The sequence below is a fragment of the Pseudomonas viridiflava genome, assembly GCF_003702045.1.
In the GTDB taxonomy this organism is placed as follows: Bacteria; Pseudomonadota; Gammaproteobacteria; order Pseudomonadales; family Pseudomonadaceae; genus Aquipseudomonas; species Aquipseudomonas viridiflava_C.
In genome coordinates, this window is the sequence record NZ_RBTP01000031.1 from 1 (window position 1) to 20,591 (window position 20,591).

Here is a 20,591-nt window from a genome sequence, read left to right on the forward strand (position 1 = left end):
GGTATTCGCCCCGCCCCACCCCGGAACCGATTCCCCCCCTCGCCACTAAGCGGTATCAATCCCTGGGGACGCGCGATAATCAATCTCTCCAACATGGCGTCTTCATTGGCGCGGGTAGCATTCAGAGAGACGAACAAGCCAAAGCTGGATCGGGCCTTTAACGTGGCGAGCCATGTCGCTGGCAAGGTGGCGTTGCGGATGACGGACTCGTTGCTGAAACAGGCAAGCCAGCTTAGCGAGCGTCAGCGCAAAGGGCTTTCCGTGATTGTGGATGCTTTGCTTGGCAAGGAAGCGGTTAATCATGTGGAGACGCACGTCAAGGGCGGACGGTTTAACTTGGCACGGGCCGCTTTTGACGTAGCCAGCGTGGTCTGGGGAGCGTGAAGCATCAAAGCCTGAAGTGATAAGCTTTTTGAAGGCTTGTGACAGCACGGGCAAAGCGCTGTTTTCTCTGGGCAAGACCGTTGCCGATGCGCTGGCCGCACCCGGTTCCGGGCACGATAAATACAACGCGGTCGCGGCGAGCCTGCGCAATGCCTACCTCTCCAGCGGTTTGAGCCTGAGCAAGGTAATGCACAACATCGCGGAGCAAGTGTTGAACGAGCTCCATCAGTCGAGTGCCGATAGCGCACAACAACCTGAGCCACAAACGGCGCAGCGTCCGAACAACAAACCCGAAAATGCGCCACAGCAAGAAGCGCATCAGCAGACGCCTCCACCCCGTCCAGACAAGACGCCGCCTCAGCCCAATCAAAAGCCCGACACGAAGACATCCACGAATGCGTCCGCCAAAGTGAGCAGCGACCACAAAGCCGAGCCCACTGTGAAACCCCTTTATGAGCTGTTAGACATCAAGGATAAACGGAGGAGTCAGCGACACCGACTGAATTGGGAGCGTATGACTGCGCTGGCAAGGCTGTTCATCCCGTATCCGCGTGAGCTAACAATGCATCCTTATCCCATAACCCGCTTCGGCGTCAAAACCCAAGGCAGGAACCGTATGCGGTAATTCTGCACGTACGGATCTGTGCGGGGGGTGGCAGGTGGCTGCCATTCCTACCGCGACCTTTCTAAGCGCAGAGGGATTCGTTTGTATTTTTACCCAGTACTTGAACTGGTCGAAACTAGGATATGAGGGCTTCCAGCACTGAGCTGTCGCCTGATGCAAGGTTGGCTGCGTAATTAGCGGGATACTGCGCTTTTTCTATCGGTGGAAGTTCATTGTAGTGAGCCAGCATCATGAACAGTGATTGGGTACTCTTGCCGGTTTCGTTGTATTCGTCGACATAGCGCTTCGTCACGTCTCTTTTCCACGCCTGTTCAATATCGTAATTTTCTGAATAGGCCGCATTTCTTTCATTTACAGTGTAGTCACCCCTTTCGTCGTATATCACCAGGCGTAGCTGATCTTGAGACAGGCCCGCGAACGGGTTTTTTCCTGTTCCGTTTGCAAATTGAGTAGCCTGCCTGGCTCGCTCGATAAGTGCGGGATCGTCTGTGTCAGGGACCTCGGCGTCATGCAGTTTTCGGTTGGCGTAGTAGCTGGGGCCTGCAACCTTGTCGATGATATCTTTCGCCAGAGTTCCCAAGTCTTTGAAACCGAGGGTGCTATCACGCGAGTCAGCACGCGCAGCACTGTCATTCAATTGCTTCGCGAGCGTTGAAAGTGTTGCGGTGTCCGAGCGATCTGTCGTTGAGACCAGCTCTTTGACAGCAGTATTCTCGGTTGCCACGGAGGCGGTTTTAGCGACCGTCTTGATCGTATTGTTGGCAAGAAAGCTTGAGATAGAGTTGCTGTCGATCATATTTGCGTCCTGGCGGCGTGGGCCACGTCCATGGCACTGGTGTTAGAACTATCGGCGCGGAGCGAAAAGTCTTGAGTTTTTATCAGCGCGTGCGCATCGGGAAGACGCGCACGCAAGAAGCCTACTTCATCGTAAATTCGGCGGCCCAGGCATAGGTTGAAAGGTTAGTCACGCCGGAGGTTGCGGTACAGATCGCGCCACCGCTTGGCGTGGCCGTGCGCGTCCATTTAGGTACCTTGACGCCACCCGCCCCGGGGAGGTTGACGAAAGTGGTCGAAAATACGCACACCTTAGAGCCGATTGCATATCGAACGCTGGCGTAATTAGTATCTGGGGAGATGTTGCTCTGCACCGCGTAGACATCGCTCTTTCCAGCCTGGACTGACGCAGCGATTGACGGTTTTGCGTTCAGCTTTGTCGAGGCCTCATTGCTCGTGACGACCTGATATACCGCAGCCTCAGCGCTCAGATTCTTGAAAGTTACTGTGACGGGAGGACCTGCCTGAACCGTTGCAGCCGCAGTCATTGCAGCCAGCGCAAGGGAGGACAGTAAGAGTTTTGGGGATTTCATGGGTGACGCTCCTTGGGTTTGACGATCAACTTCATGTTGGGTACAGCGTGAAGACATAGAGAGCGACGGCGGTATTTTCCGACGCTGGAAAACCGGGCAGGCAGGCGCAAAGGTACTGATAAAACCGGCACGCCAACTAATCGGAAAGTCGAATCAGTGGCTCGTCGTCTGGGCAGTGTAGAGAGGGCAATGAGGGGGATATTTACGCATTCTTACTTCCATGTTATTAAAACCTGATCAAGGCCTGGCTTCAGTAAAATCCGTCGTGGCGTTTTGTATCATGTTGGATACGGTGGCGGTAGTGCATTCAGTAGTTTTTCAGAAAAATAAAATAATAAGCGGCGGCCTCGTATTGTCGTCTGATAGTGCCGTTCGTGCTGAGGTTCTGGGTGCCCTCGTCGAGCTGGCCGTGGGGCGCTCAGCCCAACGGACTAAACCCGCTCGCTTTACTGCAATAGCGTTGGCGGGCGCCTGATTCGGGGAGGCGCTTGCACTGTTCTTTGAAATACACCTTGGCGCCCTTGCGGCATTCCCGGTATTCGATCGAGCCTCTGCGCCAGTTACGGCATACGCTGGTGTCGTCAATTTGATTGCCTGCCACGCTCCATTCAGCGATATAGGTGCGCTTCCGGTCCCACTGCCACACGACGGCGGATTCAACGAATTGCGCTGTTGCGAGTCGTGGCTGTTGCGACTGCTGGTGTGCTTTGTATTGGCTCAGGAGCCCTATGCGTGGCTGCGCCACGCACTTGAACGCTTGCCAACGGCGACATCGGTAGAGGATTACGAAGCCTTGCTGCTGTGGAACTGCGAACCTCGACTTCACAGCTAAGCGCTTTACCTATCTTTAGCCAAGTGAGGTTTATGGAGCGCTTACATACCACGGGCTGTGCCTCTTGGCTTACCGAGCAATGAGCCTGCTGGACAGGCGCCAAGCGTCAGCGGGCCACGACCTGTGGCGGGTCAGCGAGGCCGCAGGTCATCTCGCCGGGCAGGCCTGTACGGTATCTGCCCGTCACATCCGCGACGGAACGCTCAGGCTGCAGTTCAATCGGGACGTAGCTTATTACGCGCAAGGGATCGTTCGGGATGTGGAGGCCAGCAGGAAGAGTGTTGATGAGGGGCTGGAGGCGATTGAGGCGGAACATGAGCGACTGATAAGACAGTCATCCGCAATTGCACAGAGAAGCATTGGTGCCGTCGCCGGAGCGTTACAACTGGTGGGTGGCGCAGGAATTTGTTACGCGTCACCTGGAACACTCTGCGTATTTTTCGGAGCGCCATTGATGCTTCATGGCGGTAACAACCTTTATGAAAATGGTAGAGGTCTGCTTGAGGACCGCTCAGATGTTGAAGGGCCGGTAAGAACGACTTACCAAGAAATTGCCAAGGCAGGCGGGCTCAGCTCCTGCGCGGGAAATATCGCCTATGGCACAGCTGATCTCGGGATGTCGTTGTATGGCGCGATCAGACTTGTTGTAAAGCCTGACGCCTGGAAACTTTTTGATTACGTGAGAGCAGATCGTGTAATGGCCTATAAAACCATGCCAGTTACAGTTCTTTCTTTGGAGGGAATGAGCGACCTGATCACAATTGGAGCAGTTTTGGGTCAGGTGGAATGTGCATGTGAATGATTTATTGAGTCACAGCGCATTCGTCGGCATAACACTATTGCTGCTCGCCCCTTCAGTTTGGGCAACATGCGTTTTCTCAGCAAAAAACTTCTCCACACCCATACGCTTACTTACATTCCCTACAACGTATTCTGCGGCCACCTGTATTTGAAATTTGCGACCTATGGAATACTGCCTTTCGATATACCGCTGAGAAGCATACCGCTGAGATGGCTAGCGCTATTCATCCCGTTAGCGTTCGCACTTCTGCTACCTACGCCACGGATAAAGACAGCCGCCGAATAGGGACAACGAAAAACTTACAACACTTCCTCTTTTCACCGGACAGCCATCGATGAATGAAATAATATACATTATATTTCTGGGTTGCGGGATAGCATTTACATTCCCGCCCTATGGACACGCTATAGATGGTCCGGATCAAATTTTACAGCTGTCAAATCAGGGATTAACACTACATACAACATCTTCTTTGGTTATCTTCACATGCGCTTTATCGAAAAGAACAGCCTCCCTTTCTATGGAGAGCAAGACAGCTCAATTCTAGGATGGTTTTCGTTGGTGATGATTGTTGCCCATGCTTGCGCTCACACTGTCACGTACGAGATCAAGCCTTGGTACTCAAAAAAGAAACGCTCTATGTTCTAGCCCACCGATACCCAGTAGTACCTGAACCACTGCATCTATGTGTAGAAGCGCTTGCTCCAGTCGGCAGATCTTTATGGCCATATCCAGCGGCTGGGCTGAGGTGATCGCGGGCAAGCGCGCTCCTACGCAACCGTTTTTGCTGCTCGACGGCGCTGTCAGCAACACAACAGCTGACACCGTTTACCGACTAAACCGCTCCGCCAGACTGTGCAGGTACTCCGCCATCTGTTCCAGTTCGCTGCTGATTTGCGAACCCTGTTGAGCCTGGCCAGCGCTTTGGTCGCAGAGTTGAGCGATGCGGGTGATCTGCTGGCTGATGTTTTCTGCGACGTGGCTCTGCTCTTCGGAGGCGGACGCCATTTGCTGGCTCATGCCGGTGATGCGGGTGACGGACTGGCTGATGCCGTCCAGTGCCTTTTGCACCGCTTCGACGCTGGCGACGCTTTCCTGAGAAATCTGCTCGCCTTTGCTGGCAGTCTGCACAGCGCGGTCGGCACCGTCGCGCAGGGAGGTGATGATCTGTTGGATCTGCTCGGTCGAGGACTGTGTGCGCGAGGCGAGCGAACGCACTTCGTCGGCGACGACGGCAAAGCCACGGCCCTGCTCGCCGGCACGGGCGGCCTCAATGGCGGCGTTAAGCGCCAGCAGGTTGGTTTGCTGGGCGATGGAAGTAATGACGTCCACGACGCTGCCGATCGATTGCGTGGCGCTGGCCAGGTCCCCCACTGCCTGGCCGATCTCAGTCACGGAGTTGGCCATGTGACGGATCGCCAGCAGGCTTTCATCTGCCAGCCCCCTGCCTTGCTGGGCGAGCTTGTCGGCTTCTTCGGCAGCGTGCGCGGTGTTCTGCACATTGTGGGTGACTTCCTGGATGGTTGCCGCCATCTGGTTGATCGCGGTGGCCGACTGATCGGCTTCGCTGCGTTGCTGGTCAAGGGATTCGGCCTGCCGGATCGACAACTGCGCCGATTGCCCGGCGTGCTGCCGGACACTTTCACCGGTATCGACCAGGCGAGTCAGGGCGGCTTGCAAGCGGGCTTCCTCGCTGAGCATCGCCAGATCCAGCTGGGCTTGCGGGCCGCGATTGTCACTGTAAGTCAGCGCCACCAACGCGCTGTTAAACGATTTGGGGTGTTCGGCAAGCGTCTTGCGCAGGCTGCTGCGATGGCGTATTTCCAGAAAACCACCCAGAGCGATCAGCGTGACCAGAATCAGGCCGAACGATGCTTCATCGCCCAGCAGATAAACACCCGTGATCAAGGCCAGCGCACACAGAATTATCGGCAATTGGCGAATGAGGTGATAGGCCGCCGTATTGGCTGGTGACACCGCTGACTTGCCGGCCCTCAGGCGAGCATAGAGCGCTTCGGCCCGACGAACCTGATCACGGGTCGGCAGCGAACGGACGGACTCGTAACCGACGATGCGACCGTTTTCATACACGGCAGTCACGTAGGCGCTAACCCAGTAATAGTCACCCTGCTTGGAGCGGTTCTTGACCACTCCCATCCACGGTTTACCCTGCTTGATGGTTTCCCACATGTGGGCAAACACCGAAGCGGGCATGTCGGGGTGGCGGACCAGATTGTGTGGCTGCCCGATCAGTTCTTCGCGCGTGAACCCGCTGAGCGCAACGAAGGCATCGTTGCAGTAGGTGATGTGGCTGTTGAGGTCGGTCGTGGAGATAAGACGCTCAGACGCGGGAAAGGTCCGCTCGGTCTGAGTAATCGGCATGTTCACACGCATTGAAAATCCACTCCCTGGCAACTTCGAAATATCCTGGGCACGCCATGAAGGTGTAGCACACCCCCGCAAAGGCACAACCGACGATCCAACGCTTCTTGTATCGTCCAACAGGCGAGGGTCTTTAATGGGGAGCGATACGGATGCGCTTTACTTCACAGTTGTGCGCTATGCACCATGCCGCCTTTGAACGATTCATCATTTACTGAGGCTCTGATGACGCGCAAGACTCAACCGCCTCTGCAAGCCTTTATTGAGGCGATCCGTAAGCCTTTAAGGGCGGCCGTGGACAGGATCATGAGGCGTCGAAAAGCGGACGCGGACCGTGATTACACTGATCTGCCTGTCATTGACGCACCTGCCAAAGCTGCACCTGCGAGAACCAGAACCAAACCGCGAAAGAAGCGATCGAAGTCCGCGCTTCCGGCAGCCGTGGTCAAGCCTGCGGTTCCTGACTGTCCGCATTGCAGGAAGCCGATGGTGATCAAGGTGGCACGTACCGGAAAGAATGCCGGGGAGTTCTGGGGGTGTGAGGCCTATCCGAAATGCCGAGGCATTCGACCGATTTTTCGCACGCCATGAGTTTAAACTGGATTCCGCGCGGTTTGACGTGCGTATAACGCTGAGCGCAAAGCATGGGCACAATCACCGCTAGAAGGTTGCCAGCGTCATGGCACTTTTTTCCATCTGCCTGCTCACATTCACTCAGGCACACTGCTGTCGATCCGTTATCAACCATCAGGGAGTTTCAATGAAGTCGTTCAGTCTCAAGGCAATCGTGATGTGCATGGCGCTGGTCGGCGTGCAAGGAATGGTCAGCGCTCAGGCCGCCACCAAAACGCAGGCAACGGCACCTGCCACGACCGCTCAGAAAGCATCGCTACTGGACGACAAGCTGGCGTTCACGCTGCCCGCAGGTTTCGTGCAGGGTGAAATGCCCGAGATCGATGACAAGGCCAAAGCGGCCGGGGTAACGGGGGCGCTTTACACGGATTCGACTCAAAAGCGCGTGGTGATCGCGACACAAACGCCGCTGCCTATGGGTGTAGAAGTCGGCGACAACGACAGCGTGGTACTCGATGGCCTAGTGACCGGCACGATGGCCCAGCAGAGCGCAGGCAAGGATTTCAAGAAACTGAGTGAAAAGACCATCCTTAAAAAGAATGGTTTGGGCATTCGTCAAGTCGACACGTCAGCGACCATGAGCGACACGAAAGTATTGAGCACCACCCTCGTCGCGGCTTCAGGTAAACGCGCCGCCGTGCTGAACGTGGTGTCCAACGCGAAAGATCCAAAGGCACACGCTGCGTTGATCAAGCAAATCATCGGTCAGTAACCCACTGTCGATCAGTACACAGGCAGTCAATCCACGCGTAAGGCCCCTGACAGCAACGTCAGCAGGCCTTGCACCTTGGGCAGTGACTCACGGCTGCGTGGCCAGGCCAGGTGCAGCGAAAGACCGTCGGTGGCCAGGTGGGGAAGAATTTCCACAAGTTCGCCACGCTGCAACTGGTCCTTGATCAACCAGGTCGCCAACTGCGCGATGCCACAGCCTGACGTCACAGCGCCGACCTGGGCTTCCCCATTACCCACCACGATGCGTGGCTCGACCGCTCGGGTTTCGGGCTGGCCCTGCGCATCGACGAACAGCCAGGGGCTGACGCTGCCATCGCCTCGACCGAACAGAATGCAGGCGTGATCCCTCAGCTCGTCGAACGTGCGAGGCATGCCATACCGTTGCAAGTAGGCAGGCGCTGCGCAAAAAATAACGCGCTCGGTCCCCAGACAACGATGGGCCACCCCAGCCGGCCAGATCGACGGGCCGCCAATGCGGACCGCAACATCAATGCCCTCCTCCAGAATATCGACGAAGCGATCCGTAAACGTGACGTGCGGGCGCAGTTTGGGATAGTTGCTGGCGAACGTCAGAATCTGCGGCAGCACATGCAATCGACCGAACGTCGCCGGCAGATCGATGCGCAGTTGTCCGGCAGGCTCGGAGCGCTGCGCCGCCAGGGCCGTCTCGGCCTCCTCCAGCTCGGCAAGCATCCGCGTGCAAACGGCGTGGTAGGCCGCACCCTCCTCGGTCAGCGCCAGGCTTCGGGTGGTACGGGCAAACAGACGCATGCCCAATCGGTGTTCCAGGCGCGCCACGCTTTTGCTGACAGCAGAATTGGTCAGACTAAGGCGCTCGGCCGCCGCCGTGAAGCTGCCCGCGTTAGCCACTGCCACAAACGTTTCGATACCTTTAAGGCGATCGGTAGAAAGCACGGCTCATTACCACTGATGAATTTATTTCCTTAATGTAAGGAATATTCGCCAACGATAGGAAATGGTTTCTGCAATATGCTGGCACACTAATTTTCTACTGGATTTGTGTCATGCCGTCTCAGGAAACATCTTCCACCGCCGCGAGCGAACGCTCGACCGGCGCAGGTCTGTCGATTGCCATTCTGGCGCTGGCAGGCTTTGTCATCGTTACGACTGAATTTCTCATCATCGGCCTGTTGCCTGCACTGGCCAGGGACTTGGGCATTTCGATTTCCAGCGCCGGGTTGCTGGTTACTCTGTTCGCCTTTACGGTGATGCTGTTCGGCCCGCCACTGACGGCGATGCTCTCGCACCTGGACCGCAAACGGACATTCATCGTCATTTTGCTGATCTTCGCCGCGTCCAATGCGCTGGCGGCCCTGTCGAGCAACATCTGGATTCTGGCGCTGGCGCGTTTCATACCCGCCCTGGCGCTGCCGGTGTTCTGGGGCACCGCCAGCGAAACAGCCGGCCTCATGGCAGGCCCCAATCAGGCAGGTAAAGCGGTAGCGCAGGTGTATCTGGGCATCTCAGCGGCCATGCTTTTTGGTATTCCGCTGGGCACTGTGTTTGCCGACGCCGTGGGCTGGCGCGGCGCGTTCTGGGCGCTGACCGTATTGTCCGCACTGATGGCGTTGCTGTTAGCCATTTCGATGCCGACGCTGGCACCCACGGCCAAGGTGGGGCTGGCTCAGCAGGCCAGAATCCTGCGCGACCCGCACTTCATCGCCAATCTGCTGCTGTCGATTCTGTTGTTCACTGCCATGTTCGGCGCTTACACCTACCTGGCCGATACCCTGGAACGCATCGCTGGCATCGAGTCCGCTCAAGTGGGCTGGTGGTTAATGGGCTTCGGCGCGGTTGGCCTGATCGGTAACGCGTTAGGCGGCCGCTTCGTTGATCGCAGCCCGCTGGGCTCGACAATGGTATTTGCACTGGTGCTGGCTCTGGGGATGACCGCCAGCGTTCCGGCCGCAGGATCCCTGCCGTTGCTGGCGGTGGTATTGGCCGTATGGGGCATTGCGCACACGGCCCTGTTTCCGGTCTGCCAGATTCGGGTCATGAAGGCCGCTCCGCAGGCTCAGGCGCTGGCGGGCACGCTGAACGTTTCAGCCGCCAACGCAGGGATCGGGTTGGGTTCGATCATTGGCGGTGTGACCATTGAGTACATGGGCCTGGAAGCAGTGGGTTACGTGGCCGCTGTCGTTGCCCTGCTGGCCATCGCGCTGGCGTGGCTGACGATGTCGCGCAAAGACCAGACCGCAGCGACAGCCGCTGCGGTCTGACCCTTCTGGCTGGTGGGGCTGTCCTGAGCATCTATCGACAGCCCCGCTGACGGGTCATACGTCTTTGGAGGCCTGCCAGGTTTTCATCCATCCAAACGTATACCTTTCACAGCACATCACTGGGCCTTACGAACAGTTCTGTATGAATAATGGCAAAATGATCTTCCCTTGGCATTTGTGACGCGCCAAACTCTTACCTTTCGGTCAAGGATGAGGGTTTCTGACCGGTTCAAGTCAGATTCCGGTAAGCGTTATGAATCGCTATCAAGGTAAAGGGTTGGCATTTGCCAAGCGCATCTACGCGCCAAGAACTGTTGGCGTCAGCGTAGGTTTAATCACCGTCGCAGTATCCCTGCTCCATGTGAACGCCCCGCTCTGGTTATGGCCCGTAGCGCTTTTCAACGCGCTGGTGTGGCCGCACGTCGCCTATCAACTGGCTAGAACGTCCAGACAGCCTTACCAGGCCGAATGGCGCAACCTGCTGACCGACTCTTTTGCCGGAGGTTTCTGGATCGGCGCGATGGGCTTCAGTGTGCTGCCCGGCATCACCGTGGTCGCGATGATGGCCATGCACAACATCGCGGCTGCTGGCCCCCGCTTGATGCTCAGAGGCTTTGTCGCGCAAGCGCTGGGCGTGATGGCGTCTGTGCTGATACTTAATCCGACCGTCAACCTGGAAAGCACCGCCCTGCAGATGTATGCCTGCCTTCCGGTTCTGGTGATCTACCCAATTTTCATCGGCTGGATGAGCCATCAGGTCACGCTCAAACTGCGCGAACACCGAAACATACTTCACCGGCTCAGCCGCACCGACAGCCTGACCGGCCTGCTCAATCACGGTGCCTGGAAAGAATTGCTCGATATCGAATTTGCAAAAAGCAGAAGTTTGAATCAGGAATGTGTGATTGCACTGATCGATATCGATTTTTTCAAAACCATCAATGACACCTACGGCCATCTGGTGGGCGATACCGTCCTGCAAAGCATTAGCCAGGCGCTGGTCGATAACCTGCGCAAAACCGACCTGACCGGGCGCTGCGGCGGTGACGAATTTTGCGTGATCCTGCCGGGTGTAACCACCGCTCAAGCCAACAGAGTGCTTGAAAAGCTACGCAGGGCCATCGACGAACTCAGCTATTCGTTGCATGAAGATCTCAAAGTCAGCCTCAGCATTGGCGTCGCGGCTTACAACCACTCATTGAGCGATACCTCTGCCTGGCTGCACGAAGCGGACAAGGCGCTGTACCTCGCCAAAAGTACCGGCCGCAATCGTGTGGTGATTGCCGACGACATCCGGGCGGACTGCTCGTCCATGCGCACCCAGACCTGAAGGATCAACGCTTATCCTTGAACCACAACGAAAACAGCGATGAAAAGCTCTTCACGCCCATCTTCTGAAAGAAAGCGTTGCGTATGTCGGCGCGCAGGGATTGGAGGGTAATTTCTTTAGGTTCGACTGCTTTCTTCGTCGGTGAGACCGTCAGCCTTTGACGCCAACTCACGACTGGATGCGTTTCTTCTGTCGAGCTGCATGATTGCCACGCGTGTAGCACTGCCTGGATGTGTGATTCGCATGAACGACTTCCTTGCTAAAAAGCGGCAGCACGACACCGCCGCGACGACAACGCGTCACAGTGTTTTTTTACCCGTTGACGTAGCGTGCGCGGATCAGTTGATAACGCGTTGGCGTCCATGCAATTGATCGAGTAGCCACTCAGGTTCACGCGTTTCAAAGATCACGCTAATGGGCAGATCAAGTTCTAACGGGCCATACAATTTTTCTTCGTGATCCAGATGCGCTTGCTGAACGCAGCGGTAGTCCAACGGATAGATGCTTTTTTCGATGGGCAGTAGACGGTCGAAATGTTCCAGCAAGCCACGGAAAACGATCCGGCGCTCCACGGTATTTTGTGTGGTGGCGATGAGTTTGGCGAAGTACTCGCTGTCGCTGCGTTTCAAGGCATCGCTTGCGGCGAAGCGTTCCACGAGGGTGTAGTGCGAAGTGTCGTCGAACAAGACGCAGCACAGTCGCTCTCGGGGCATCTTGTAAAAGGGGTTGTCCGATGGAGGCCGTCGGCAAAGCGCGCCCAGCACGAACAGCGCGGCCTGCTCGGCGAACGTCTTGCGCGTACGGTCATGAAGGTTCGCCAGGTCCTTGAGAACGGGTGCCTGCCTTCCCTGCTCCCTGACCTGTCGGGAAAGTTTCGCAAACGGGCCCGATGGGCCTAGCAGCGCGGCTTGCTGCTGGACCAGGGTCGCTCGCGAAAGCATCGACTGCCGTGCCGCCAGCTCTTGAAAATCTGTCGTCCGATTGATGTCGGCAGTGTGCGAATCCAGCCGCGAAGACTGATCGGGATGAGACTGTGGGCCGATAAGACAAACCGCCATAAGTTGCTCCTTTTATTTTTTTCGTGTGGTGGTGCAAACAATCAGGCCCAGCAAACGCCGCGCCAGATTCTGCCTCCGTCAAGGAACGCCAGCCCCTTAAAATCTGACACATCGAAGCACCGATTTAACGCTGAATCGAATAAGCCCACATCATTGAATGGCGCTAAAGAAAAAGATCACCCGACCTGTGTACAGTACAGACTACTAACTGACGCCCCTATTGTGACGAGATGATTTCGGTACACAATCCGACAGATGTAGGGGGTCGCAGTTTTATACCTGGCGACATCAGGAATGATACGCAACGAGCCATCAGTTCAGTGCGACTTTTGACCTGATTCTTTCGAAGTAACGATGACACATGATCACGCACGGTGTAGTCACTGATGCAGAGCTGGCGCGCGATCTGCTTATTGGTGTACCCCTGCAGCAATAGCCCCAAGACCTCTTGTTCTCGACTTGTTGCCCACATGAAGCGGCCTCCCTGTTATGGCTGTTCATCCATTGAAGAAGTAGGATACCTCTTACAAACCTTATTCACGACCTCAAGATTAAATCGACTTCGGCACTACTTTATTGAGGGTTATTTTATGACTAGCGAAATAAAAGAATTATCCTACGAATACACATGACGCATTCGTATGCGAGACATAGAACTCAACTACAAGCAAACGGCCAACCACTTCTAAAATTGTAAATAATCTACTGAATGGCAGACGCATACTATCAGCCATTACCTGGGCGCTCGCGCATGTGAAGGTACCCGAAACGCTCGACGTGTATGTAGAACGCTTCGGCTGCCGTTTTGCTAGCTGGCGCGCCGCAGCGCTCTGTCATCGACTTCAACGCCTCTGCGGATGCCGAACACCACAGCGGTCAGAAGGCCTATGGCGCCCATGACCAGGCCGTAAAGCACACAGACCCAGACATTCCAGGGCATTAGCGCAATCAGCAGCAACGGCGTGGTACTGGCCCAGAACGCGTAGGCAATGTTGTACGTAAACGAGATCCCCGACACGCGGATGCTGGCCGGGAACAGGCCCACCATGACCGACGGCACCACGCCCACGATGCCGCAGGCCAGGCCCGCAATGGCGTAGGCAAGGCCCATTGGCAACCATTGCTCGATCAAGCTGGCATACAGCACGCCAATGCCCAGCGGCAACAGTGCGCTGTAGAGCATAACGCCGCGCCAGGCACCGATCCGATCGACCAGCATGCCGGCCAGCACACAACCGATGTTGAGAAATACGATACCTACCGCGCTCAGGGCAAAGGTGTGGCTGGCATTGATGCCGAAGCGCTGCTGCATGACGGTCGGCGTGATCACCACCAGCACGACCACCGCCGATGTCAGTACGAAGGTCAGCAGCGCGGCTGGCAGCAACGATGCGCGATGGTCTTTGAGGACCTGTTTCAGGGGGAGCGCTTGCAGCCCTTCGCGCTGGGCATGCAGGGCCATGAACACCGGGGTTTCGCTCAGCCAGCGGCGCAACCATACGCCCACGACACCGAATATACCGCCCAGCAGGAAGGGAATGCGCCACGCCCAGTCGAGTATTTCAGCGGGGCTGAACACACGCGCCAGCCAGGTTGCAGTGAGCGCGCCCAGCAGGTAGCCAAAAGTCAGACCCGCCTGCAATACACCCAAGGCATAGCCACGATGACCGCTTGGCGCATGCTCGGCGACGAACACCCAGGCGCTTGGCACCTCGCCCCCAACGGCTGCGCCCTGAAGAATGCGCAAGGCCAGCAGCACCAAAGGTGCCCAATAACCGATCTGGGCGTAGGTGGGCATGATGCCGATCAGCAGGCACGGCAGCGCCATCATCAGGATGCTGAGGCTGAACACTCGCTTGCGCCCCAGACGATCGGCGAAATGCGCCATCAGAATTCCGCCCAGCGGCCGCGCCAGATAGCCGGTCACGAAAATGCCGAAGCTCTGGAGCAGACGCAGCCACTCAGGCATTTCAGGTGGAAAGAACAGTTGGCTGAGGGTCAGCGCGAAGAAGACGAAGATAATGAAATCGTAGATTTCCAGTGCCCCGCCCAGCGCTGCAAGACTCAGGGTCTTGTAGTCGCCACGGCTGAAAGGCTGTGCAGGTGGTCGAACGATGGCTGTCATGAAGCCCCCGATACATGGCTGAAAAGCGCGTCCCGCGCTCGCTGGGCGCGAAGAATAGCAAAGCTTGGATCCGGCTGTGGGGTTTGCAAGCGGTGTTCAAGTGCCGCGCGACGGCCGATCCCCGCCCACTGCGCTGCCCTCTGATGTGACGCGCAGCGTCACGGGATATATGTCCACGCAGAGCGTGGGCCCGATCAGCGTTAGGGAGGTCATTGATCGCTCCCCACGCTCCCGCGGGATTGCCTCTCAGGACGCTCTGCGTCCGCTTCAACGGTTGACTCAGAAATTGACCGAGGCGGAGAGCCTGGCAGTTCGCGGAGCGCCCATGAACAGGTAGTCATCGCCCAAGTACTCGCCAGCGTCACGCCAGTAGCGTTTGTCGAACAGGTTGTCGATCGTCAGGCGCAGGACGGTGTCGTAGCCTCCAAGCCTGGTGCTGTAGCGGCTGCCGATGTTGAACAGTGCGTAGTCATTGACCTGCACCGTGCCTTGCCGGTCGGCCATTTTGCTGGCGCTGTACTGCACGCCGCCGAGCAGGGCCAAACCGCGAACCGGCAGGCTGTAATCAGCTTGCAGGCTGCCACGGTATTTCGGCACGTTTAGCGCCTGATGGCCCTCGTACGCCTCGGTGCCGCTGCCTTCGACCCGCGCACGAATCGCTGCGGCGCTGGCGGACATCTGCAGACGATCGGTCACCCAGCCATTGGCACCCAACTCCAGACCGGTGTTTTTCTGTTCGCCCTGCTGCACGTAGGTGAAGGTGCCGTCATCGTTGGGCCTGGAATATTGATAAGCCTGACGCGCCTGGAACACCGCAGCCGTGAAGCTCATGCGCTGCCAGTCATACTTGACCCCGGCCTCCAGTTGGCGCGACACGGTCGGAGCCAGAATCTCGCTGGCGTTGCGGGTGAACCAAGCCGCCGTCCCGCCCAGCGAAAGCCCTTTGCTGTAGCTGGTGTAGAGCGACACATTGTCAACCGGCTTATAAATCAATGCGGCCTGGGGCAGAAACACCCAGCGCTGGGTATGGCGCGCATCGCTGCCGTCCTCGGCGTAAGCCTGCTCGTCGAGACGCACCTGCCGCCCGCCCAGCACGGTCTGCCAGTGTTTGTTGAAGCTGATGCGGTCGGTCACGAACAGCCCGTATTGACGACTGTCCAGGCGGCGCTCGGTATGCGGCAGCGGCAGGTCGGATGGGGCGACGGCTTCGGGTGACGCGTTGATGTTGCCGGAGCCGACGAACTCGTTGAAGGTGCCCCGCGTGTCCACCGTGCGGCGATAGGCGCTGGTGCCGAAGGTCAGCTCATGCCAGAGCGGGCCGGTGGTAAAGGTGCCGGACATGGCCGCCTCGACTTCATCGTTACGGCGCGTGTCGTCCGGGCTACGGAAGTCATAGATGTCGTAGTCGCCCTCGGCGCTGAAGTGATTGGGCACCGCTTCTGCCGCGCAACTGGCCGAGCCGTAGCAGCCCCACGCAAACGCGCTGTAATCGTCAATGACCACGCGGCTTCGCGACGCACTGACGCTGCCTTTCCAGCTGTCGTTGAAGCGGTATTCGAAGCGCCCGTTCATGTTCAAAGAATCAATGCCGACGGGGTTGGACCAGCGCTGATAGCCCAGTAATTTACGCGGCGAGGCATCGTGAGGCAGTGCCGTGCCGCCGAGCAACTGATAACCGGGCACGGAACGCTGCTCTTTGGTTTGATACTCGACGTCCAGTTGCAACAAGGCGCGGTCACTGATGCTCCAGTCAAACGCCAGGGAGGCGAAGTCTCGCTGACCATCGGCATGTTCGACGTAGGAACGAATGTCTTCATGGGCCAGATTGGCGCGCAGACCGAATTGTTTTTCACTGCCGAACCAGCCCCCGATATCGGTGGCGATGTAGCGTTCGCCCTGCTGGTTGGTCGACACGGTGACCGAGCGCACATCGGCCGCGCGTTTGGTCTGGTAGTTGAGGACGCCACCGGGCTCTGAAACGCCGCTTTGCAGACCTGACAGGCCCTTGAGCAGTTCGACCTGCTGTTTGTTTTCTAGCGCCACGTTCTGCTCGCCAGTGACGCTGCGGCCATTAATGCGGTAGCTGTTGGCGGCATTGAGCGAGAACCCGCGCACCACGAAGTTTTCGTAGTAACCCACCGGCGCGTAACTTTCCCCCACGGAAGCATCATTGCGCAACACTTCGCTCAGCAGCCTGGCCTGACGATCCTGAATCAACGCCTCGGTGAATACCGACACTGAAGCCGGCGTGTCGAGCAAGGAAGCTGGATCGTAACCGGTGACAAAAGCCTGCGCAGCCTTGTAGTCGCCGACGCGTTCTTCGCGACTGCCCGAAACGTTCACCGCGTCCAGAGTCAACGGTTCGACCGCCAGCACCGGCGAGGCGACAGCCATGCCCAATGGCAGCAGGCGCGATGCAAAACGCACGGCAGGTCGGTATGGCGAACTCATTTGAACGGACTCCAGAGGATCGAGCGCCCGGACAGATGCGAAGCACCTTCAGGCAGGGGGCAACCTTTTACGTTTACCCACTGTTTTTTTCAACCTCCTCGTGCGCCTCGTTGCATGGGCCAGTGGGGCAGATAACTGTGTGTTGGCAGCCCCATGCAACAAAACGACACGATCGTTAATTAAGCGTGAGTTAAGTCAGCCTGGATAATCTGAATTCAACAAAGCCGCTGAACGAATCAGCGAGCCAGCAATCCATTAGAACAGATCAATCAGAAGGAACATCTTATGAAACTTATGTCTGCCCTCTTCGCCGCTGTTGCCCTGACCGCCGCTGCCGGTGCTGCCCAAGCTGATATCGGCCCTGACGAAGTTATCCGTCTACAGAAAGCCGGCACCGTCGGTGACTTCGAGCAGTTCAACAAACAAGCGCTGGCCAAGCACTCCGGCTTCCAGATCCACGACACCGAACTTGAGAAGGACGCTGGCGGCAATTACATCTACCAGATCGAACTCAAAGATCCCAAAGGCGTGGAGTGGAACTACGACGTCAACGCCAAGACCGGTGCAGTCGTTCGTGACGAACAAGATCGTTAATGCCTAATAAAGAGCATTAATGGTGTAGGAAAAATTCCCACTTAACGTGGGAATTTTTTTGTCCTGAACACGTGTTTACTGTGCCAGCCCAACTTTCAGCAGTTGCCCTTTACTGTCGTCGGTCAGCAGATACAAATAACCATCCGGTCCTTGGCGTACATCGCGAATGCGCTGTTTCATGTCCTTGAGCAAACGCTCCTCATGGACAATCTTGTCGCCCTCGAACTGCAATCGAATCAACTCTTCAGTGGCCAGCGCACCGATGAACAGGTTGTGATCCCATGCCTTGAAACGGCCATCGTCATAAAACGCCATACCGCTGATGCCGGGTGACTGCTCCCAAACCTGAAACGGCACCTTGGTGCCTTCGACGAACTTGCCCTTGGCTTCCGGGATTGGCTCGCCGGAGTAGTTGATGCCGTGGGTTGCGAGCGGCCAGCCGTAATTCTGGCCACGCTCGATGATGTTTACTTCGTCGCCCCCTTTGGGGCCATGTTCGTTGGTCCAGAGCGTCCCCGACCAAGGGTTCAGGGCTGCACCCTGCTGATTGCGATGGCCGTAGGACCAGATTTCCGGGCGCACGTTTTTCTGGCCGACGAAGGGGTTATCTTTGGGAACGTTGCCGTCCGGGAAGATCCGCACGATCTTGCCTTGCAGCTTGTCCAGATCCTGTGCCGTTGCCCGCTCGTTGTTTTCACCCAGGGCGATGAACAGGTAGCCGTCGCGGTCGAAGACCATCCGCGAGCCGAAGTGGTTGCCCACCGACAGCTTGGGCTCCTGACGGAAAATCACCTCGAAGTCTTCCAGTTTGGTCATGTCAGCCGACAGACGTCCACGCCCTGCCGCCGTGCCTGCCGTGTCACCCTCGGCGGCGGTCTTGCCGCTACCCTCGGAATAGGTGAGGTACACCATCCGGTCTTTGGCAAAATCAGGCGAAAGCACGACGTCCAGTAAACCGCCCTGCTTTTGAGCCCAGACCTGCGGCACGCCGGAGATCGGCGCAGACAGCTTGCCGTCTGCAGACACCAGCCTCAGATTGCCCGAGCGTTCGGTGACCAGAATGCCTTTCCTGTCCGGCAGAAACGCCAGCGCCCACGGGTAGTTCAAGCCCTCGGCGACCGGCGTTACGGTCACGGTGCCGAGCTCACTCTTGTACTGCTCGGCAGGCGCAGCACCCGCAGACAGCGGCAGGCTCAGTACGGCAGTGGCACACAGCGTCGCAAACAGGGTTTTTCTGAACATGGGCGATTCCTTATGCATGGATTGGATGTCCCGCCTCAGGGCAGGAGCGTGACGTCGAGGGATCAATTGGATCGTTGCCGGTCAGGGTTCTGCGTGGAAGGACGCGAAGGTGTCTGCCGAGTGGGATAGCCATTACCAATGCCACCGTTTTCCAGCGTCGGTTTGCGCACGGGAGGTGCAATGTTGGGCACACGCGATGGCGGCACGCTCGACTCGGTGCCTTGGCGGCTATTGGGATTGGCGCGATGAATCGGGCTGTTGTAAGGGTTACTGCTGGCACCGTTGTTTTGGGTGCTATTGGGCAGATTTTGCGCTTGAACGGCACTCATGGTCGATAACACGCACAGCGCGCCCCAGACCAGCTTGCGCACAAAAGTGTTCATCACGTACCTCTCAGGATTGGCGTCGGAAACAGTGAAGACTCAGGCCTTTGATGGCGATGCGGGCTTCAGGTTCGACTTGGTGGTGGCGTTGGGCAAGTAAAGCGCCTGGAGAGTTTGTAACAAGGATGGTCAGACACGCCGTAAGCGCCAGGGCTGGCGGCGCTTAATCGTTACTGTGAACTGACCTGTGAAGGCAACTCAGCCAACACCAGCGGCATGCTGAACGTGAACGTGGTGCCCTGTTCGCGAGTGGAACAGACCTCAAGCGTACCGCCATGCGCGACGGCGATCTGGCTGGCAATGTACAAGCCAAGCCCCAGACCCGCCTGCGGTTGGTCGGTGACCGGCCGAGAGTAGGGCTGGAACAACCGGGACAGCACCGGCTCTGGAATAGGCTCGCCCTGGTTGGTCACGCTGAGCACGAACGAGCCGCCGCTGACCACCGCTTCAACATCCACCGGGCTGGCCGAGTCGCCATGACTGATCGCGTTGGATACCAGGTTGGACAACAACTGCGCGATCCGCTCGTGATCGCAACGAATGTGTTCCAGCGTGCCGACCTGGGAACGAATCTGCCGGGTGGGGTGCACGCGCTGAATCTCGGACACCACATGTTCAAGGGTTGCATCCAGTCCGGCCGCATCGTGGATGCTCAACGGAATGCCATGCCCAAGACGCCCGCGCGCGAAGTCCAGCACATCGTCGACCAGTTGCGAGGCGCGTTTGCCGGAGGTCAGGATGTGGTGGACGATCTGTTGGGATTTGTCATCCAGCGGCCGTCGCAACAGCAACTCTGCGCTGGCATTGATGGCAAACAACGGATTGCGCAGATCATGCCCCAGCACGGCGATGAACTGCTCACGCAATTCAGACACTTCGCGTTCGGCCAGCAGGTCAGCCTGCACCTGCTGCATGTCATTCTCGGCTTCCAGCTGCAACGCCAGCAGACGCGCGAACGAGTCCATCATCGCCAGAATCGGGGTGCCGGTCAGCTTTGCAGGCTTGGGGTCGAGCGCGCAGATGGTGCCGAAGAACGAACCATCGGTGAGGAAGACCGGAACGGAGATGTAGCTCTGAAAGTTGTACAGCCGCGGCGTGTGATGTGCGCAGAACTTGGCATCTTCGGCCACATGATCGATCACCACGGGCTGATGCGACGCGCTGATTTCATGGCAGATGGTGCTGGTCAACTCCAGCTCGCCGCCCGCCTTCAAGCCGAAGTCCAGCTTGTCCAAAACGGCGCAAGCCGTCCACGACGTATCGGTCACCCGCGCAACTGCCGCAAAGCCAAGACCGGTGGATTCGGACACGACTTGCAGGATGGCAGGGACCGCGCTGATGCGACTGATTGTGGCTACATCATTTGCAATGGATTGCCGCATGTCCGTCCTGTGACGAAGCTGTTGAGTGT

General features: G+C 57.4%; 18 protein-coding genes and 4 pseudogenes. 9 read left to right on the forward strand and 13 right to left on the reverse strand.

All coding sequences use genetic code 11. From position 1 onward, the window contains the following. A pseudogene (locus ALP40_RS09910) lies at positions 1 to 384 on the forward strand (hypothetical protein); the annotation flags it as partial. A 28-nt stretch (positions 385 to 412) separates the two neighbouring features. Further along, the gene (locus tag ALP40_RS25815; RefSeq protein WP_259640694.1) at positions 413 to 1,009 is read left to right on the forward strand and encodes a hypothetical protein; all 597 of its coding nucleotides are present in this window, start codon (positions 413 to 415) and stop codon (positions 1,007 to 1,009) included. Between the two features lie 115 nt (positions 1,010 to 1,124). On the opposite strand, the gene ALP40_RS09920 is transcribed toward ALP40_RS25815, so the two are convergent. The 3 genes and pseudogenes from ALP40_RS09920 to ALP40_RS09930 form a co-directional block, all read right to left on the reverse strand. Beyond that, complete coding sequence (locus ALP40_RS09920) at positions 1,125 to 1,805, reverse strand: hypothetical protein (protein ID WP_024643718.1); 681 nt, start codon at positions 1,803 to 1,805, stop codon at positions 1,125 to 1,127. A gap of 121 nt (positions 1,806 to 1,926) precedes the next feature. Further along, the gene (locus tag ALP40_RS09925) at positions 1,927 to 2,376 is read right to left on the reverse strand and encodes a hypothetical protein (RefSeq protein ID WP_122208112.1); all 450 of its coding nucleotides are present in this window, start codon (positions 2,374 to 2,376) and stop codon (positions 1,927 to 1,929) included. Between the two features lie 418 nt (positions 2,377 to 2,794). Then, positions 2,795 to 3,097: pseudogene (locus ALP40_RS09930) on the reverse strand (hypothetical protein); the annotation flags it as partial. Between ALP40_RS09930 and ALP40_RS09935 the strand changes: the two are divergent. After that, a pseudogene (locus tag ALP40_RS09935) lies at positions 3,095 to 3,208 on the forward strand (transposase domain-containing protein); the annotation flags it as partial. The pseudogenes ALP40_RS09930 and ALP40_RS09935 overlap by 3 nt on opposite strands. A 79-nt stretch (positions 3,209 to 3,287) precedes the next feature. Then, positions 3,288 to 4,010: a DUF4225 domain-containing protein gene (locus ALP40_RS09940; RefSeq protein WP_122208308.1), complete on the forward strand. Its 723-nt coding sequence runs from the start codon at positions 3,288 to 3,290 to the stop codon at positions 4,008 to 4,010. A gap of 828 nt (positions 4,011 to 4,838) precedes the next feature. Here the strand turns inward: ALP40_RS09940 and ALP40_RS09945 are convergent. Together ALP40_RS09945 and ALP40_RS26130 are read right to left on the reverse strand one after the other, a co-directional pair. Continuing rightward, complete coding sequence (locus ALP40_RS09945) at positions 4,839 to 5,870, reverse strand: methyl-accepting chemotaxis protein (protein WP_409077514.1); 1,032 nt, start codon at positions 5,868 to 5,870, stop codon at positions 4,839 to 4,841. A 252-nt stretch (positions 5,871 to 6,122) separates the two neighbouring features. After that, positions 6,123 to 6,404 (reverse strand): annotated as a pseudogene (locus tag ALP40_RS26130) (PAS domain-containing protein); the annotation flags it as partial. Positions 6,405 to 6,617: 213 nt separating this feature from the next. Between ALP40_RS26130 and ALP40_RS09950 the strand changes: the two are divergent. Beyond that, entirely contained in the window at positions 6,618 to 6,983 is a 366-nt protein-coding gene (locus tag ALP40_RS09950) for a topoisomerase DNA-binding C4 zinc finger domain-containing protein (protein ID WP_122208114.1), read from the forward strand. A 169-nt stretch (positions 6,984 to 7,152) separates the two neighbouring features. Beyond that, a complete protein-coding gene (locus ALP40_RS09955) occupies positions 7,153 to 7,737 on the forward strand; it encodes a polyribonucleotide nucleotidyltransferase (RefSeq protein ID WP_122208115.1) in 585 nt (194 codons plus the stop codon). A 26-nt stretch (positions 7,738 to 7,763) separates the two neighbouring features. Here the strand turns inward: ALP40_RS09955 and ALP40_RS09960 are convergent, their stop codons facing one another. After that, the gene (locus ALP40_RS09960) at positions 7,764 to 8,672 is read right to left on the reverse strand and encodes a LysR family transcriptional regulator (protein WP_122208116.1); all 909 of its coding nucleotides are present in this window, start codon (positions 8,670 to 8,672) and stop codon (positions 7,764 to 7,766) included. 110 nt (positions 8,673 to 8,782) lie between these two features. Here ALP40_RS09960 and ALP40_RS09965 point away from each other — a divergent pair, with 110 nt between their 5' ends. Both ALP40_RS09965 and ALP40_RS09970 read left to right on the forward strand, forming a co-directional pair. Then, positions 8,783 to 9,997, forward strand: coding sequence for an MFS transporter (locus ALP40_RS09965; protein WP_122208117.1), 1,215 nt, complete (start codon positions 8,783 to 8,785; stop codon positions 9,995 to 9,997). A gap of 253 nt (positions 9,998 to 10,250) precedes the next feature. Then, positions 10,251 to 11,327 carry a diguanylate cyclase gene (locus ALP40_RS09970; protein WP_122208118.1) on the forward strand — a complete coding sequence of 359 codons (1,077 nt, stop codon included), beginning with the start codon at positions 10,251 to 10,253 and terminating at the stop codon, positions 11,325 to 11,327. Positions 11,328 to 11,665: 338 nt separating this feature from the next. Here the strand turns inward: ALP40_RS09970 and ALP40_RS09980 are convergent, their stop codons facing one another. The 4 genes from ALP40_RS09980 to ALP40_RS09995 form a co-directional block, all read right to left on the reverse strand. Then, on the reverse strand, positions 11,666 to 12,385 hold the full coding sequence (locus ALP40_RS09980; protein WP_122208120.1) for a hypothetical protein: 720 nt from the start codon (positions 12,383 to 12,385) through the stop codon (positions 11,666 to 11,668). 217 nt (positions 12,386 to 12,602) lie between these two features. After that, positions 12,603 to 12,857: a LuxR C-terminal-related transcriptional regulator gene (locus ALP40_RS09985; protein ID WP_122208121.1), complete on the reverse strand. Its 255-nt coding sequence runs from the start codon at positions 12,855 to 12,857 to the stop codon at positions 12,603 to 12,605. A 336-nt stretch (positions 12,858 to 13,193) separates the two neighbouring features. Next, entirely contained in the window at positions 13,194 to 14,510 is a 1,317-nt protein-coding gene (locus ALP40_RS09990; protein ID WP_122208122.1) for an MFS transporter, read from the reverse strand. A 279-nt stretch (positions 14,511 to 14,789) separates the two neighbouring features. Continuing rightward, positions 14,790 to 16,961 carry a TonB-dependent siderophore receptor gene (locus ALP40_RS09995; protein WP_122208123.1) on the reverse strand — a complete coding sequence of 724 codons (2,172 nt, stop codon included), beginning with the start codon at positions 16,959 to 16,961 and terminating at the stop codon, positions 14,790 to 14,792. Positions 16,962 to 17,246: 285 nt separating this feature from the next. Here ALP40_RS09995 and ALP40_RS10000 point away from each other — a divergent pair, with 285 nt between their 5' ends. Continuing rightward, the gene (locus ALP40_RS10000) at positions 17,247 to 17,555 is read left to right on the forward strand and encodes a PepSY domain-containing protein (RefSeq protein ID WP_122208124.1); all 309 of its coding nucleotides are present in this window, start codon (positions 17,247 to 17,249) and stop codon (positions 17,553 to 17,555) included. A gap of 75 nt (positions 17,556 to 17,630) precedes the next feature. On the opposite strand, the gene ALP40_RS10005 is transcribed toward ALP40_RS10000, so the two are convergent. The 3 genes from ALP40_RS10005 to ALP40_RS10015 all read right to left on the reverse strand — a co-directional run bounded on the left by ALP40_RS10005 (position 17,631) and on the right by ALP40_RS10015 (position 20,562). Beyond that, positions 17,631 to 18,797: a PQQ-dependent sugar dehydrogenase gene (locus ALP40_RS10005; protein WP_122208125.1), complete on the reverse strand. Its 1,167-nt coding sequence runs from the start codon at positions 18,795 to 18,797 to the stop codon at positions 17,631 to 17,633. Between the two features lie 62 nt (positions 18,798 to 18,859). After that, on the reverse strand, positions 18,860 to 19,180 hold the full coding sequence (locus ALP40_RS10010; RefSeq protein WP_122208126.1) for a hypothetical protein: 321 nt from the start codon (positions 19,178 to 19,180) through the stop codon (positions 18,860 to 18,862). Positions 19,181 to 19,350: 170 nt separating this feature from the next. Further along, complete coding sequence (locus ALP40_RS10015) at positions 19,351 to 20,562, reverse strand: ATP-binding protein (protein WP_122208127.1); 1,212 nt, start codon at positions 20,560 to 20,562, stop codon at positions 19,351 to 19,353. Positions 20,563 to 20,591 lie beyond the last annotated feature (29 nt).

Coding starts and splice junctions, on each gene's coding strand:
- ALP40_RS09920 (WP_024643718.1), bottom strand. CDS start 1,805: ATGATCGACAGCAACTCTATCTCAAGCTTTCTTGCCAACAATACGATC.
- ALP40_RS09925 (WP_122208112.1), bottom strand. CDS start 2,376: ATGAAATCCCCAAAACTCTTACTGTCCTCCCTTGCGCTGGCTGCAATG.
- ALP40_RS09940 (WP_122208308.1), top strand. CDS start 3,288: ATGAGCCTGCTGGACAGGCGCCAAGCGTCAGCGGGCCACGACCTGTGG.
- ALP40_RS09950 (WP_122208114.1), top strand. CDS start 6,618: ATGACGCGCAAGACTCAACCGCCTCTGCAAGCCTTTATTGAGGCGATC.
- ALP40_RS09955 (WP_122208115.1), top strand. CDS start 7,153: ATGAAGTCGTTCAGTCTCAAGGCAATCGTGATGTGCATGGCGCTGGTC.
- ALP40_RS09965 (WP_122208117.1), top strand. CDS start 8,783: ATGCCGTCTCAGGAAACATCTTCCACCGCCGCGAGCGAACGCTCGACC.
- ALP40_RS09970 (WP_122208118.1), top strand. CDS start 10,251: ATGAATCGCTATCAAGGTAAAGGGTTGGCATTTGCCAAGCGCATCTAC.
- ALP40_RS09980 (WP_122208120.1), bottom strand. CDS start 12,385: ATGGCGGTTTGTCTTATCGGCCCACAGTCTCATCCCGATCAGTCTTCG.
- ALP40_RS09985 (WP_122208121.1), bottom strand. CDS start 12,857: ATGTGGGCAACAAGTCGAGAACAAGAGGTCTTGGGGCTATTGCTGCAG.
- ALP40_RS09990 (WP_122208122.1), bottom strand. CDS start 14,510: ATGACAGCCATCGTTCGACCACCTGCACAGCCTTTCAGCCGTGGCGAC.
- ALP40_RS09995 (WP_122208123.1), bottom strand. CDS start 16,961: ATGAGTTCGCCATACCGACCTGCCGTGCGTTTTGCATCGCGCCTGCTG.
- ALP40_RS10000 (WP_122208124.1), top strand. CDS start 17,247: ATGAAACTTATGTCTGCCCTCTTCGCCGCTGTTGCCCTGACCGCCGCT.
- ALP40_RS10005 (WP_122208125.1), bottom strand. CDS start 18,797: ATGTTCAGAAAAACCCTGTTTGCGACGCTGTGTGCCACTGCCGTACTG.
- ALP40_RS10010 (WP_122208126.1), bottom strand. CDS start 19,180: ATGAACACTTTTGTGCGCAAGCTGGTCTGGGGCGCGCTGTGCGTGTTA.
- ALP40_RS10015 (WP_122208127.1), bottom strand. CDS start 20,562: ATGCGGCAATCCATTGCAAATGATGTAGCCACAATCAGTCGCATCAGC.